The following is a 13,042-nucleotide window of genomic DNA, read 5'->3' on the forward strand; positions in this document are numbered from 1 at the left end:
ACCGAGACACTAACGGCCACCGTCGGGCCGGTGATCCGGTGGGGAGCAGACGGGCGCGGTCGGAACGGCCGTGCGCGCCAGCCAACGGTCTTCGTAGCCGGTCCGGCGGGCGAGGCGAGCCAGCACGCCCAGGGTGGCGCGTTGCAACCAGGCCGGGATGCCCGCCAGGTAGCCGTCGTGGTACTCCCACAGCAGGGCCAAGGCAGGCCAGGGGGTTTCTGGGTACGTGGCTGCTCACCGTGGTCTTCCCGGCGGCATCGAGGGCCTGCCACAGCTCGAACATCTCCCAGTGCCGCAGCGGCGGCCGAATCTCGTGATCGAAGGCCGTATCGGCCTCCTCGCTCCAGAACTCGTGCACGACGCCCGCCGCCGCATGCGCCGAATCTCCCGGCTGCACAATCACTTCCGTGCCGCCGATGCGGAATCGCAGTCGTCCGCGCCGGACGGTCCAGCGCTCCACCAACTCCGGATGCCAGTGCGGTCCCGCCTGTCTGCCGGGGGTGGGCAGCACATGGCGCAGCCGCAGATACGGCCCCTGCTCATCGGTGCCCTTGCCGACCCAGGTGACCTGATGACCATTGCGAAACGTGAGTGTGCGGCTGTCCATTTCCCATTTATAAAGGTAACCTTCCTAATGTGTCAATCCTCGAACCTTCCTCCGAGACCCTCTTGAAGCTCCTCGTTCTGACCACCCGCGCCTACGAGCAGCAGCTCAATGCCGAACTCGGCGCCGCGCTCGACCCCGAGCTGCGACCCGCGCACTACGCGGTCTTCCGCTATCTGGACCCGGCCGGATCCCGCATCACCGCGCTCGCGGACGCGGCGGGTATGACGCAGCAGTCGATGGGGGAGCTGGTCACCCATATGGAGCGCCTCGGCTATGTCGAACGCCGGGTGGATCCGGCCGACCGGCGCGCCCGCCTGGTCGTGCTCACCGAATCCGGGCGCGGGGCAATGGCGCTGGCCGGGCGGCACATGGCGGCCATCGAGCGACGGCTCGCGCGGACACTCGGCGCGGACGGGTTGACGGATCTGCGCGGCCTGCTGTCGCGAGCGCGGGAATCCCTTGTCGCGGAGGGGGATCGCTGAGCGCTCAGACCAGTGTGCGCCGCCAGGTCTGGCCCACCAGGTCCTTGCCGAAGCTGTGGTGCGGATTCGACTCCACCAGTTCGAATCCCGCGCGCTCGTAGAGGCGGCGGGCCGAGGTGAGCACATCGTTGGTCCACAGCACCATCTCGCGGTACCCGGCCTCGGCGGCGAAGCTCAGGCACGCGTCGACCAGGGCGGAGCCGACGCCGAGGCCGCGCGCGCCGGGTTCGACCAGCAGCAGGCGCAGCCGGGCGGTGTCGTCGTCCTCGCGCATGCAGTACACGCAGCCGAGCGGTTCGCCGTCGCGGTCGGCGATCCAGGCCCGTTCGCGTCGCGGGTCACGGGTTTTCAGGTAGTCGGCGACAATGCGGGCGACGAGTTCCTCGTAGGAGGCGTCCCAGCCGTACTCGGCGGCATAGAGCGCCGCGTTGCGCTGCACGACCCACCCGTGATCACCCGGGCGCGGCTCGCGCAGCGTGAAAGGCGGTGCGTCCGAGACAGGTTCGAGAATCCGTTCGATGGCGCGCATGGCGGTGACCATGCGCTCGCGCTCGGTCGGCGGGTGCGCGCCGAGCAGCGCCGCCACATCGCGGGTGGAGCGTTCGTCGAGTTCGGCGAATTGATCCCAGCCCCGTTCGGTCAACCGCACCTCCTGCACCCGCCGGTCCCGCTCGGCCCGCCGCCGTTCGACCAGTCCGGCAGCCTCGAACCGGGCCAGGATGCGGCTGAGGTAGCCGGGGTCGAGTTCCAGGGCCTGGCGCAGCCGCACCACTTCCAGGGGGCCGAAATTGGCCAGTTCGAACAGGATTCGCGCCTCGGTCAAGGAGTAGGGGGTGTCGACGAGGCCCTCGCGGAGTACGCCGATCAGCTGGGTGTAGCGGCGATTGAACGCGCGGACGGCGGCAATGTGCTCGGCGTCGATGTCCTGCGCGGCGGTCACGATGCTCATGTCGACTCCAATCCTTTGACTTTGTCAAAGATTATGGTCAAAGAGTACGCCGAAGCCACCGGTCTGGGAACGGATCCGCACCCTCGGTGGTAACTTGAACGGCGTTCAAGACCTCGCCTTCGAAGGACCGACCGTGGCATTGACACCCGAGCGGATCACCGCCCTCGACGCCCAGCACGTCTGGCATCCCTACGGCGGATTCCCGGCCACCACCGAACCGCTCGTGGTCGCCTCGGCCTCCGGTACCCGGCTCACCCTGGCCGACGGCCGCGAACTCATCGACGGCATGAGCTCGTGGTGGGCGGCGGTGCACGGCTACCGGCATCCGGTGCTCGACGCCGCGCTGCTGGAGCAGTCGCGGAAAATGAGCCATGTCATGTTCGGCGGGCTCACCCATGAACCGGCCGTGCGGTTGACGCAATTGCTCGTCGAGCTCACCCCCGAGGGACTCGACAAGGTGTTCCTCTGCGACTCCGGTTCGGTCTCGGTCGAGGTCGCGGTGAAGATGTGCCTGCAATATTGGCGCGGACTGGGCCGACCGGAGAAGCGGCGACTGCTGACTTGGCGCGGCGGCTACCACGGCGACACCTTCACGCCCATGAGCGTCTGCGATCCCGAGGGCGGCATGCACTCGCTGTGGACCGACGTCATGGCGGAGCAGGTCTTCGTCTCCCCGCCGCCGCGCACCTACGCCGACGTCTACGTCGCCGAGCTGGAGCGCGAGATCGCCGCGCACGCACACGAATTGGCGGCGGTCATCGTGGAGCCCGTGGTCCAGGGCGCGGGCGGTATGCGCTTCCACGATCCCCGCTACCTCACCGACCTGCGCCGCCTCTGCGACGAACACGACGTCCTGCTGGTCTTCGACGAGATCGCCACCGGATTCGGTCGCACCGGAACGCTTTTCGCGGCCGACCACGTCGGTGTGCGCCCCGATGTGCTGTGTGTCGGCAAGGCCATCACCGGCGGCTATCTGACCCTCGCCGCGGCACTGTGCACCTCGGCCATCGCCGAAACCCTCAGTGCCGCACACGGTGGGCTCATGCACGGCCCGACCTTCATGGGCAATCCGCTCGCCTGCGCGGTGGCCGTCGCCTCCATCGAGCTCCTGCTGTCGCGGGATTGGCGCGGCGAGGTGAGCCGCATCGAGGCCGAACTGCGCGCCGGACTGGCACCGGCGCGGGAACTGCCCGGCGTCACCGAGGTTCGGGTCTTCGGAGCGATCGGCGTCATCGAACTCGACCACGCGGTCGATATGCGCAAGGCCACCCACGCCGCCGTCGAAGCCGGAGTCTGGGTGCGGCCCTTCCGCAATCTCGTCTACGCCATGCCGCCGTACATCAGCTCTACCGAGGACATCGCCACCCTCACCGCCGCCATGGTCGCGGCCGCCGCCGTCGCCTAGCGCGTCGCGCGGCGCTCCCGGGCGCGGTCGGGTTCCTCGCTGTCGGAGAGCACTTCCCAGACGCGGAAGACGCAGTGGAAGTCGTCGGACCAGCCGCGGGCGATGAGCATGTAATTGTCGCCGTCGCGCAGCACGGTGCGGCGGCTGACGAGTTTCGGGTGGTCCGGGGTGAACCTGGCGACCAGGTCGGGGAGTTTGGCGACGGCTTGCTCACGGGTTCCCACCACTTCGGCAAGCACCTTCGGAGACCAGATCTTGCTGTCCCCGAAGCCGGTCGTCTGTTCGACCACTATCGCCCATCGTGGCATGAGTCACTCCTAGCTCGTTATCAGGATAGCGAGGTGTTGGCGTGTTCATGGGCCGATCGGGCCCGCTCCGCTGTGCCCTGAACGGTGTTCAAGTATGCTGCGGAGCTGTGAGTGTCGATCCGTTGAAGTGGCTGGACGAGCGGGCCGCCGAGCGCGTGCGGGCCGGGTTGCGGCGGGAACTGCGCGCGCGCACGCCCGAGAACGAGGCCATCGACCTGGCCTCCAACGACTACCTCGGGCTGACCCGGCATCCGGAGGTGATCGAGGGGGCCGTGGCCGCGGTGCGGCGCTGGGGCGCGGGCGCCACCGGTTCGCGGTTGGTGACCGGGACGACCACCGAGCACGAACTGCTCGAGGCCGAACTCGCCGAATTCGTCGGCGCGGAAGCGGGATTGGTCTTCGCCTCCGGCTACGCCGCCAACCTGGGCGCGGTGACCGCGCTGGCGGGGCGCGGCGCGCTGGTGGTGTCGGATGCGGGCAGCCACGCCTCGCTGGTGGACGCCTGTCGGCTCTCGCGCGCCCGGGTGGAGGTCGCGCCGCATCGCGATGTCGCGGCGGTGGAGCGACTGCTGGCCGAGCGCGCCGAGGAGCGGGCGCTGGTGCTGACCGATTCGGTGTTCAGCGCCGATGGCGATCTCGCGCCGCTGGCCGACCTGCACCGGGTGACGCGCGCGCAGGGCGCGGTGCTGGTGGTGGACGAGGCGCACGGGCTCGGTGTGCGCGGTGCGGGCGGGCGCGGTCTGGTGCACGAGCACGGGCTGGCGGGGGAGCCGGACCTGGTGATCACCGCGACCCTGTCGAAAGCCTTTGCGGCACAGGGCGGCGTGGTGCTGGCCAGCGAGCGGGTGCGCGCGCACCTCATCGATTCGGCTCGCTCCTTCATCTTCGACACCGGGCTGGCACCGGCGGCGGTGGGCGCGGCCCGCGCCGCGTTGCGGCTGCTGCGCCGGGAGCCCGAGATGGCGGCACGCGTCTTGGCCCGGGCCGCCGACCTCGCCCGCACAGCCGGTGTCGCGCAACCGGATTCGGCCGTCGTCTCGGTGGTTCTCGGCGAAGCCCAGACCGCCTACGACGCCGCGGTGGCCTGTCGTGAACGGGGCCTGAGCGTCGGCTGTTTCCGTCCGCCGTCGGTGCCGGAGGGGACCTCGCGGCTGCGGCTCACCGCCCGCGCGGACCTCACCGAGGCCGAACTCGACACCATCGCAACGGTTCTCGGCGAGGTGTTGGCGCGGGCGCGGGGACAGGAAGCGGTGCCCGCATGAGCCTGTTGTTCGTCACCGGCACCTCCACCGATGTCGGCAAGACCATCGCGACGGCCGCCCTGGCCGCGACGGCCCGGGCGGCGGGGCGGTCGGTCGCCGTCTGCAAGCCCGCGCAGACCGGCGTAGCGCCGGGCGAACCCGGGGATCTGGCGACCATCTCGCGGCTCGCCGACGTCACGCGGACGGTGGAGCTCGCGCGCTATCCGGACCCGCTCGCTCCCGATACCGCCGCTCGCCGCTGTGGTCAGCCGCTGCTGACCCTCGCCGAAACCGCCTCCGCCATCGAATCTCTGGCCGATGCCGACCTTGTGCTGGTGGAAGGCGCGGGCGGATTGCTCGTCCGCATGGGCGAATTCACGCTGTTGGAGCTGGCGCAGCAGCTCGACGCGCCAGTGCTGCTGGTCGCGGCGGCCGGGCTCGGCACGCTCAATCACAGTGAATTGACCACGCGCGCTCTGGCTTCCGCCGGAGTGCGGTGCGCGGGTCTGGTGATCGGGGCGTGGCCGCAGCAGCCCGATCTCGCCTCGGAATGCAATCGCGTCGATCTCCCGGCGGTCACGGGCGTCGATATCGTCGGCACGCTACCCGCCGGTGTCGGCTCCTGGCAGCCGGAGCGCTTCGCGGCCGCGGCCCCCAACTGGTTCGAGCCCGCGTGGGCCGCCCGCTATCTGCACGGGTGAACCCGGCCGATGAGATGACGATCACCGGCACCGTCGCGGACGCCGGGCACAGACCGTCCGGTGGGCCGCCCGCCACCTGATCGTCGCGCGGCCCGACCGGTCATGCGCGCCATGCATACGGGCGCGTGGGGCCGCCGCCCCGGCGCGTGTGGACTGGACGCGCCGGGCCCCGGACCTACAGTGGACTGGTATGTGTGCGTTCCCCGGGAACGGATCGTGGGCGTTCCCGCATCCGGCCAGCGCCGCCGATTACGACGATGACCGGCGGAGGGCGCGCCTGCGGGAAACCCGCGTCGGGCACGGCTGGGGCGACGGGCGGCGGACGCTGCTGCGGCTCACACTGCTCCCGCTGATCCTGCTCATCGCGTTCGTGCAGTACTGGGCCAGCGATATCGCACCCGAGCGGGATCGGCTGGCGAAGACCGTACCCGCGGTGAGCTCCATCGCCGGACCGGCCACCCCGCAGGCGGGGGATACCGCCGTCTTCGACCTGGTGGGGCTGGGCAATCTTGATGCCACCGAAACCGCCAGGGCGCTACCGGCTTTGAGTCAGTTCGGATCGGTGTGGGCGGTGCGCTACGACAACACCGGTATCGACACCAGGGTGATCGCCGACCTCATCGTGCGCGTCACCGACGCCGCCAAGGCCCCGAACGTCATGCTCGTCGGCCACAGCATGGGCGGCGTGATCGCCCTCGAGATCGCCAAACACCTGCATCTCGACAGCGGGAAGCGAGTGCTCGCGGTCATGCTGGACTGCACGCCCGTGGATCTGCACGCCGTACGCGCCGAGAGCCGCGACCAGGGCGAGGAACTCATGCGCTGGATGGGCTGGTTCCCCGGGGCCCGCGAGAGCCGGGGGCTGCGCTTCATCGCCGAAACGTATGCGCGCCGCGACAACTATCTCGGCGGACGCTACGGGCTCGAACCCGGTGAGCTGCGCGAGTCACTGCGAGAAGTGCTGCGCGACAAGATACTCGATACCGATGTGGCCAGTACCGGCCTGATCGAATCCCAGTTCAAGGCCATTGTCGCGAGCGGCGCGGTGGATGATCTGCGCGCACTGGCCAAACCCGCCGACGGCAAACCCGCGCCCGCCATGATCTTCATTCGGCCGCGCAATCCCCATGCCGACGGCGTGGTCGATGTCGAGTACACCCATCAGGCGCTGATCGACCGGGTGGGCGGCGTGGACGGCAATCTGCTGGTGGTCACCACGCGAACCACCGGCCATGCCAACCCGATTCAGCGTCCGGAGGAGTACAACCGGGTCATCGCCCAGCAGGTGCTGCCGTTCGTGCGCGGGGTGCAGCGCGAAGCCGATCCCGCCGCCAGCCGCTGACTCAGCGCACCGCGTCGTCGGAGGTCGGTCGAACGGTCGACGGCGGCACCAGGTTCCAGCGCTCCAGCTGTGCTCGAATCTGTTCGGCGGCATCGATATTGAGCGGTCCGCTGGTCCACATGGCATAGGGGAGATTCAGGAACCGGCCCTCGGTGACCGCGCGCAGCCGATCCATGCCGGGCTTGGCGCGCAGCAGATCGAGCTTCTGCTGGAAGGTCTGCGGCGGGTAGTCGACGAACATGATGGCGTCCGGGTCGGCGGCGGCCAGCCGCTCCCAGGAGACTGCCGTCCAGGTGTCGGCGACATCGTCGAGCGCGTTGCGGGCTCCGGCCGCCTCCAGAATCGCCTGCGGGGCACCGAATTTGCCGCTGGAGAAGATGGTGTCGCTGGCGCTGTCGAACAGGAACACCGTCGGGCGGCGCTCCGGCTGCGGTGCGGCGCGCAACGCCGCGAGGCGACGGTCGATATCGGCGGTGAGTTCGCTCGCTCGGTCGGTACGGCCGGTAATGGCACCGAGATTGGTGAGATCGGTGGTGAGCGCGGTCCACGGATCGGTCACCCCGCGCGGCCGCTCACCCTCGCGCTGACGGCAGCTCTCGGTGAGGGTATAGGCGGCGACGCCGTCGGCGCGCAGCGAATCCGGGGTGAGATTGGCGGCGGCGTCGTAGCCGTAGTTCCAGCCCGCGAGCATGACGTCGGGGCGCTGCGCGAGCACGGTCTCGCGCGAAGGATATTCGGGGGCAACGGCATTCAGCCGGTCCACCACATCGCCGTAGTGCTTGCGCAGGGTGTCGGCGTCGCGTTTGACGCTGGAGACCGCCGCCACCTGGTCCTGTGCGCCCAAGGCCAGCGCCATGGAGATGAGGTTGCCGTCATTGGCGAAGATGCGCTGCGCGGGGGAGGGGAACTTCAGCTCCTCACCGCAATTGGTGAGGGTGAGGTTGCCGGTGGCGGCCTCGGGGGTTCCGCACGCCGCCAGTCCGGCCGCGAGCGCGGCGACGACCAGAAGTCGGGGAAGGTGTTTCACGAGTGGGCCTTTCGCGCGGTGATGAGCAGGTGGGGGAGTCCGGTGTCGGGATGGGTGACGCGGGTGGCGTGCACGCCGAAGACGCGGTCGAGCACCTCGGATCGCAAGGCCACCTCGGGTGTTTCGAGGGGATGCGAGCGGCCGTCGTGCAGGACCAGCACCCGGTCGCAGTAGCGGTCGGCGAGGGCGAGATCGTGCAGGCTCAGCAGCACGGTGCGATCCAGTTCGCGGGCCAGGGCCAGCAGTTCCAGTTGGTGGGTGATGTCGAGGTGATTGGTCGGCTCGTCCATGAGCAGCAGCGGAGTGCGCTGAACCAGCGCCCGCGCCAACAACACTCGCTGCCGTTCGCCGCCGGAGAGCTTGTGCACCGGGCGGTCGGCGAAACCGGCCAGGTCGACGGTGCGCAGCGCCTGCTCGACGGCCTCCCGCTCCCGGGGGCCACCGGCTCCCCACGGCGGCAGATACGGAGTCAGACCCAGCGCGACGACCTCGCCCGCGAGCAGATCCGCGGCAGGTTGCTCGTCCTGGGCCACCAGCGCGACGGTGCGCGCCCGGTGTCGCGCCGAAAGTCCGTGCAGCGCCGTGCCATCCACCACCACCTCGCCGTGCACCGGGCGGATCAATCCGGCGAGGGTGCGCAGCAACGTGGTCTTGCCGCTGCCGTTGGGGCCGACGATGCCGACCGTCTCGCGGGCCAGCACAGTGAAATTCGCGTTGGTGAGGACGGTGCGCGGCCCGGCGGCGCAGGTGAGGTTGCGCACCTCCAGCACGGCCGCGTGCTCGGCGCTCATGCCGCCCCGAAGCGGTAGCGGCGGCGGCCCATGAGCAGCAGGAACACCGGCGCGCCGATCAGGCCGGTGAGTACCCCCACCGGAATCTCGGTGGGCCGCACCAGGACTCGGGTGGCGGCGTCGGCCAACACCAGGAACAGCGCGCCACACAGCGCGCACACCGGCAACAGCACGCGGTGGCGCGGGCCGACCAGCAGCCTGGCGGCATGCGGCACCACCAGGCCGACGAAGCCGATACCGCCGGAGACCGCCACCAGCACCCCGACCAGCACCGCGAGCAGAACGAACAGGCCGATGCGCAACTCCCGCACGGGAACTCCGAGGGAGGCGGCGGTATCCGCGCCCATGCTCAGTGCGTCCAGCCAGCTCGTCGACGCCATGAGGGTGAGCGCGCAGATCGCTACCACGGTGGCGGGCAAGGCGATTCGCGTCCAATCGGCTCCGGCGAGGCTGCCCAGCAGCCAGAACAGCACCGACTGCGCCGCCGCCGGATCGGTGCTGCGGAAGATCAGATAGCTGCTCAGGGCCGCGAACATGGAACCGAGCACCGTGCCCGTCAACACCAGCCGCAGCGGCGTCAACCCGCCCTGGGCGACCGCGATGGCGAATACTGCGGCGGCGGCGGTCAACGCGCCCGCGAGCGCGCCCGCCGACAATGCCCACAATCCGGCCGCCGCGAAGAATCCGGAGGTGATGACGGCCGCCGCGCCCACCCCGGCACCGGAGGAGACGCCCAGGAGATAGGGGTCGGCGAGCGGGTTGCGGACGAGGGTCTGCATGGCCGCCCCCGCCAGCGCCAGGCCCGCTCCGACCACGGCGGCCAGTAGCGTGCGCGGCACGCGCAACTGCCAGACGATGGTGTCGAGTCCGAGATCGCTCGGCGCGAGCCCGCCGATCCGGTGCCGCAACACCTCCACCACCGCGCCGGGGGAGATGGTCTCGGCCCCGAATCCGGTCGCCGCGATCATGGCCGCGGCCAGCAGCAGCCCGAGGACGGGCAGGGCGATCGATGTCCGCGCACGGCTCATCGATGGAGCTCCTTGGGCAAATCGCGGCCTCTCCGAGTTCTGCGCGGTGGGGAGGGGTCTGACTCTCGTGCGCTGGCACGATCACAGTGGCGCGACCGCTCCGGATTCACACCGGATTCCCGCACCCACCAACGATGACGCTGCGGAACTCTACCGCGCGGTCTGAATTGCCCGGCTCTCGGGACTCTCCGGGGCGGACGCCCCGGAAACCCTTGGGCGCGGTGCGGCGAGTGGCTTCAGCGCACCCGGGTGCCCAGCAGATGCCGCACGCCGCTGATGAACAGTTGTAGGCCGAAGTCGAAGCGGGCGGTGGCATCCGGGGTGTCGTAGAGCGGGGAGTGCTCCTCCTGGAGCGCGCCCACCGAATCCATCTGCATGCGCGCCTGCTCGTCGACCGTCTGACCCAGCACGTAGTACAGCAGCGTGAAGGCCGCGAGTTCGGCTTCCTCCCTGGTCATTCCGGCGCGAATGGCCGCACTCGCCAGGCGCTCACGGCCTTTGGAGGTGGTGAGGCGGGACGCGTAGGTGGCCGAGACCAATTCGGCGCCGTCGCGATAGGCCAGCAGGCAGGTGCGCAGGCGATGCGCCAATTCGCTCATCTGCGCGGACCATTCGTCACCGTCGACCGGTTCGTCCATCGGGGCGAGAATGCGGTCGGCCACCGCGCCGAGCAGCGCCTGTTTGTTGGGGAAGTGCCAGTACAGCGCGCCGGGCTGGACATGTAGCGAGCCCGCCAATCGGCGCATGGTCAGATCGGCGAGGCCGTACTGATCCAGAATGGCGATGGCCCCATCGACCACATCGGTGCGGTGCAGTTGCACAGAAAACCCGACCCTTCGTGTTCCGGCTCACTTTTCCGACTGCTAGCCTAGCCTGAACACCGTTCAAGTTGCTCGGCCACATCGGCCGGACGAAGGGATTCGCGCGCAATGACCCAGGCAGCCGTCACCACCGATGCCGGTACCACGGTAGGCGAAGACATTCTGGCCATCGCTCGCGAGCAGGTGCTCGAGCGCGGCGTCGGCCTCACCCAGGAACAGACCCTCGCGGTGCTGCGGCTGGACGACGACCGGCTCGAGGAACTGCTCGCGCTCGCCCACGACGTGCGCATGAAGTGGTGCGGACCCGAGGTCGAGGTAGAGGGCATCATCTCGCTCAAGACCGGCGGCTGCCCCGAGGATTGCCACTTCTGCTCGCAGTCCGGGCTTTTCCAGTCCCCGGTGCGCGCCGCCTGGCTCGATATTCCGAGCCTGGTCGAGGCCGCCAAGCAGACCGCCAAGACCGGAGCCACCGAGTTCTGCATCGTCGCCGCCGTGCGCGGACCCGACGCGCGCCTCATGGCGCAGGTCGCCGCGGGCGTGGAGGCCATTCGCAACGAGGTCGACATCCAGGTCGCCTGCTCGCTCGGCATGCTCGACCAGGAACAGGTCGACCAGCTCGCCGCCATGGGCGTGCACCGCTACAACCACAATCTCGAGACCGCGAAATCGCACTTCCCCAATGTGGTCACCACGCACACCTGGGAGGAGCGCTGGGACACCCTGCGCATGGTGCGCGAGGCCGGGATGGAGGTGTGCTGCGGCGGCATTCTCGGTATGGGCGAATCCCTGGAGCAGCGCGCCGAATTCGCCGCGCAGCTGGCCGCGCTCGAGCCCGACGAGGTGCCGCTGAACTTCCTCAACCCGCGCCCGGGCACCCCCTTCGGCGACCTCGAGGTGCTGCCCGCCGCCGACGCGCTGCGCGCCGTCGCCGCCTTCCGGCTCGCGCTGCCGCGCACCATCCTGCGCTTCGCGGGCGGTCGCGAGATCACCCTCGGCGACCTCGGCGCCAAGCAGGGCATTCTCGGCGGTATCAATGCCGTCATCGTCGGCAACTACCTGACCACCCTCGGCCGCCCCGCCGAAGCGGACCTCGATCTGCTGGGCGAGTTGAGCATGCCGATCAAGGCCCTCAACGAAACCCTGTAGTGCGCATCGCATATCGATTGGGCAACCGCATACCGAGAAGTGGGCGCACGCATGGGTAATGTCGTGGATATGGACACGGACGAGGTCGGCGGGTCCGCGGGCGGCCCCGCGCTGTACAACCCGTTCACCGGCAAACCGATCGTGGCGGGCGTGGACAATCCGGTCCCGACGGCCGCCGCCATGGGCTTGGAACCGCCGCGCTACTGCGATCGGTGTGGCCGTCGCATGATCGTCCAGGTGAGCCCGGACGGCTGGTGGGCCAAGTGTTCGCGGCACGGGGTCCTCGACTCCAAGAGTCTGGAACACCGGTAGTGGCAACGGCATTCGCCACGGCCGAGCGGTCCGGGCCGCGCAGCACCGTGCTGGTGCGCGAGGCCCGGGCCGCCGCCATGGTGCTCGCCGCCGTGGTCGCCGCGAGCGCGCTCGCGGGCATCGCCTGGGCCTACCTCGCGCCGACCGAACGGCTGTATGTGGTGGAGCCCGACCGAGGTTCGGTGCTCACCGGCGAAAGCGCGCACCAATTCGACGCTTTGGCGATCTTCATCCTGATCGGCATGGTCACCGGCGTGCTCTCCGCGGCCGCGGCGTGGCGGTGGCGCACGGTGCGCGGCCCGGTTCTGTTGGCGGGACTGCTGCTCGGCTCGTTGGCGGGCGCGGTCGTCATGCGCGGCGTCGGCGAGGCGATGGCCGAGATCGTCCATCCGCGCCCGCGCGACCCGGCGGTGCACACCATCGTCGAGATCGCCCCCACCATCCAGGGCTGGTCCGGCCTGATCGCGCAACCGCTCCTGGCGGCCCTCGCCATCCTCGTCATGACCGCGCTCAGCGTCGCGGACGATCTCGGCAGCGGCCAATATCTTCCCTTCGGTGGCGCGAAACCGCGTACTCCTCTGGCCCCCGGCCCGTACGGTTCCGCCATCAGCTACGGCCCGTACGGCGGACCGGGAGCCAACGGCGGCTCGGTGCAAGCCTTCGGCCCCGGCCCGTACGAGGGCGCGGGCCCGGCCCGCTGACCTCGCGGGGTCCAGGGTCTTCGACGAACGCCTTTGTGCGGGTGCGCTATCGGTCCGCTGGCTGGCTTCGACACCACATGGTTGCCGGATATTGGCCGAATGTGCGTCGTAGCGTGCGGTTTTGGGTCGTAGGCTGAAACCGTACGGCCGCTTCTGGCGGTTGACGCCGTCGTTCGAAGGG

The 13,042-nt window shown here is 69.7% G+C and carries 15 protein-coding genes, 1 pseudogene and 1 riboswitch; of the genes and pseudogenes, 8 read left to right on the forward strand and 8 right to left on the reverse strand.

The window, feature by feature from the left end; genetic code table 11:
• Positions 1–9 precede the first annotated feature (9 nt).
• Both ACIBH2_RS22410 and ACIBH2_RS22415 read right to left on the reverse strand, forming a co-directional pair.
• Entirely contained in the window at positions 10–201 is a 192-nt protein-coding gene (locus ACIBH2_RS22410; protein ID WP_397120297.1) for a hypothetical protein, read from the reverse strand.
• Between the two features lie 193 nt (positions 202–394).
• Positions 395–607 (reverse strand): annotated as a pseudogene (locus ACIBH2_RS22415) (cupin domain-containing protein); the annotation flags it as partial.
• Between the two features lie 29 nt (positions 608–636).
• Between ACIBH2_RS22415 and ACIBH2_RS22420 the strand changes: the two are divergent.
• Positions 637–1,089 (forward strand): MarR family winged helix-turn-helix transcriptional regulator, encoded by a 453-nt coding sequence (locus ACIBH2_RS22420; RefSeq protein WP_397120299.1) that lies wholly within the window; start codon positions 637–639, stop codon positions 1,087–1,089.
• Between the two features lie 4 nt (positions 1,090–1,093).
• On the opposite strand, the gene ACIBH2_RS22425 is transcribed toward ACIBH2_RS22420, so the two are convergent.
• Complete coding sequence (locus ACIBH2_RS22425) at positions 1,094–2,038, reverse strand: GNAT family N-acetyltransferase (RefSeq protein ID WP_397120301.1); 945 nt, start codon at positions 2,036–2,038, stop codon at positions 1,094–1,096.
• A gap of 133 nt (positions 2,039–2,171) precedes the next feature.
• On the opposite strand from ACIBH2_RS22425, the gene ACIBH2_RS22430 reads away from it, so the two are divergent.
• Positions 2,172–3,443: an adenosylmethionine--8-amino-7-oxononanoate transaminase gene (locus tag ACIBH2_RS22430; protein ID WP_397120303.1), complete on the forward strand. Its 1,272-nt coding sequence runs from the start codon at positions 2,172–2,174 to the stop codon at positions 3,441–3,443.
• Here the strand turns inward: ACIBH2_RS22430 and ACIBH2_RS22435 are convergent.
• Complete coding sequence (locus tag ACIBH2_RS22435) at positions 3,440–3,751, reverse strand: hypothetical protein (protein WP_397120305.1); 312 nt, start codon at positions 3,749–3,751, stop codon at positions 3,440–3,442. The two genes, ACIBH2_RS22430 and ACIBH2_RS22435, sit on opposite strands and share 4 nt — an antisense overlap.
• Positions 3,752–3,858: 107 nt before the next feature.
• On the opposite strand from ACIBH2_RS22435, the gene ACIBH2_RS22440 reads away from it, so the two are divergent.
• The 3 genes from ACIBH2_RS22440 (at position 3,859) to ACIBH2_RS22450 (ending at position 7,035) form a co-directional block, all read left to right on the forward strand.
• On the forward strand, positions 3,859–5,013 hold the full coding sequence (locus ACIBH2_RS22440; RefSeq protein ID WP_397120307.1) for an 8-amino-7-oxononanoate synthase: 1,155 nt from the start codon (positions 3,859–3,861) through the stop codon (positions 5,011–5,013).
• Entirely contained in the window at positions 5,010–5,693 is a 684-nt protein-coding gene (gene bioD, locus ACIBH2_RS22445) for a dethiobiotin synthase (RefSeq protein ID WP_397120309.1), read from the forward strand. Before ACIBH2_RS22440 ends, bioD begins: the two co-directional genes overlap by 4 nt.
• A gap of 190 nt (positions 5,694–5,883) precedes the next feature.
• A complete protein-coding gene (locus ACIBH2_RS22450; RefSeq protein ID WP_397120311.1) occupies positions 5,884–7,035 on the forward strand; it encodes an alpha/beta fold hydrolase in 1,152 nt (383 codons plus the stop codon).
• 1 nt (position 7,036) lies between these two features.
• On the opposite strand, the gene ACIBH2_RS22455 is transcribed toward ACIBH2_RS22450, so the two are convergent.
• From ACIBH2_RS22455 to ACIBH2_RS22470, 4 genes are all read right to left on the reverse strand, one after another.
• Positions 7,037–8,062, reverse strand: coding sequence for an ABC transporter substrate-binding protein (locus ACIBH2_RS22455; protein WP_397120313.1), 1,026 nt, complete (start codon positions 8,060–8,062; stop codon positions 7,037–7,039).
• A complete protein-coding gene (locus ACIBH2_RS22460; protein ID WP_397120315.1) occupies positions 8,059–8,853 on the reverse strand; it encodes an ABC transporter ATP-binding protein in 795 nt (264 codons plus the stop codon). The genes ACIBH2_RS22455 and ACIBH2_RS22460 overlap by 4 nt, the downstream gene beginning before the upstream one ends.
• Positions 8,850–9,881 (reverse strand): FecCD family ABC transporter permease, encoded by a 1,032-nt coding sequence (locus tag ACIBH2_RS22465; protein WP_397120317.1) that lies wholly within the window; start codon positions 9,879–9,881, stop codon positions 8,850–8,852. The genes ACIBH2_RS22460 and ACIBH2_RS22465 overlap by 4 nt, the downstream gene beginning before the upstream one ends.
• A 33-nt stretch (positions 9,882–9,914) precedes the next feature.
• A riboswitch (cobalamin riboswitch) is annotated at positions 9,915–10,050 on the reverse strand.
• Between the two features lie 67 nt (positions 10,051–10,117).
• Positions 10,118–10,702: a TetR/AcrR family transcriptional regulator C-terminal domain-containing protein gene (locus ACIBH2_RS22470; protein ID WP_397120319.1), complete on the reverse strand. Its 585-nt coding sequence runs from the start codon at positions 10,700–10,702 to the stop codon at positions 10,118–10,120.
• A gap of 108 nt (positions 10,703–10,810) precedes the next feature.
• Between ACIBH2_RS22470 and bioB the strand changes: the two genes are divergently transcribed.
• From bioB to ACIBH2_RS22485, 3 genes are all read left to right on the forward strand, one after another.
• The gene (gene bioB / locus ACIBH2_RS22475) at positions 10,811–11,848 is read left to right on the forward strand and encodes a biotin synthase BioB (RefSeq protein ID WP_397120321.1); all 1,038 of its coding nucleotides are present in this window, start codon (positions 10,811–10,813) and stop codon (positions 11,846–11,848) included.
• A gap of 69 nt (positions 11,849–11,917) precedes the next feature.
• Entirely contained in the window at positions 11,918–12,160 is a 243-nt protein-coding gene (locus ACIBH2_RS22480; protein WP_397120323.1) for a hypothetical protein, read from the forward strand.
• Complete coding sequence (locus tag ACIBH2_RS22485) at positions 12,160–12,861, forward strand: DUF2567 domain-containing protein (protein ID WP_397120325.1); 702 nt, start codon at positions 12,160–12,162, stop codon at positions 12,859–12,861. Before ACIBH2_RS22480 ends, ACIBH2_RS22485 begins: the two co-directional genes overlap by 1 nt.
• Positions 12,862–13,042: the final 181 nt, after the last annotated feature.

The organism is Nocardia sp. NPDC050406, from assembly GCF_044459025.1.
Lineage (GTDB): Bacteria > Actinomycetota > Actinomycetes > Mycobacteriales > Mycobacteriaceae > Nocardia.

Bases quoted from the DNA above. Each gene is read 5' to 3' on its own strand.
- ACIBH2_RS22465 (WP_397120317.1), bottom strand. From the start codon at position 9,881: ATGAGCCGTGCGCGGACATCGATCGCCCTGCCCGTCCTCGGGCTGCTG.
- ACIBH2_RS22425 (WP_397120301.1), bottom strand. From the start codon at position 2,038: ATGAGCATCGTGACCGCCGCGCAGGACATCGACGCCGAGCACATTGCC.
- bioB (WP_397120321.1), top strand. From the start codon at position 10,811: ATGACCCAGGCAGCCGTCACCACCGATGCCGGTACCACGGTAGGCGAA.
- ACIBH2_RS22435 (WP_397120305.1), bottom strand. From the start codon at position 3,751: ATGCCACGATGGGCGATAGTGGTCGAACAGACGACCGGCTTCGGGGAC.
- bioD (WP_397120309.1), top strand. From the start codon at position 5,010: ATGAGCCTGTTGTTCGTCACCGGCACCTCCACCGATGTCGGCAAGACC.
- ACIBH2_RS22480 (WP_397120323.1), top strand. From the start codon at position 11,918: ATGGACACGGACGAGGTCGGCGGGTCCGCGGGCGGCCCCGCGCTGTAC.
- ACIBH2_RS22460 (WP_397120315.1), bottom strand. From the start codon at position 8,853: ATGAGCGCCGAGCACGCGGCCGTGCTGGAGGTGCGCAACCTCACCTGC.
- ACIBH2_RS22450 (WP_397120311.1), top strand. From the start codon at position 5,884: ATGTGTGCGTTCCCCGGGAACGGATCGTGGGCGTTCCCGCATCCGGCC.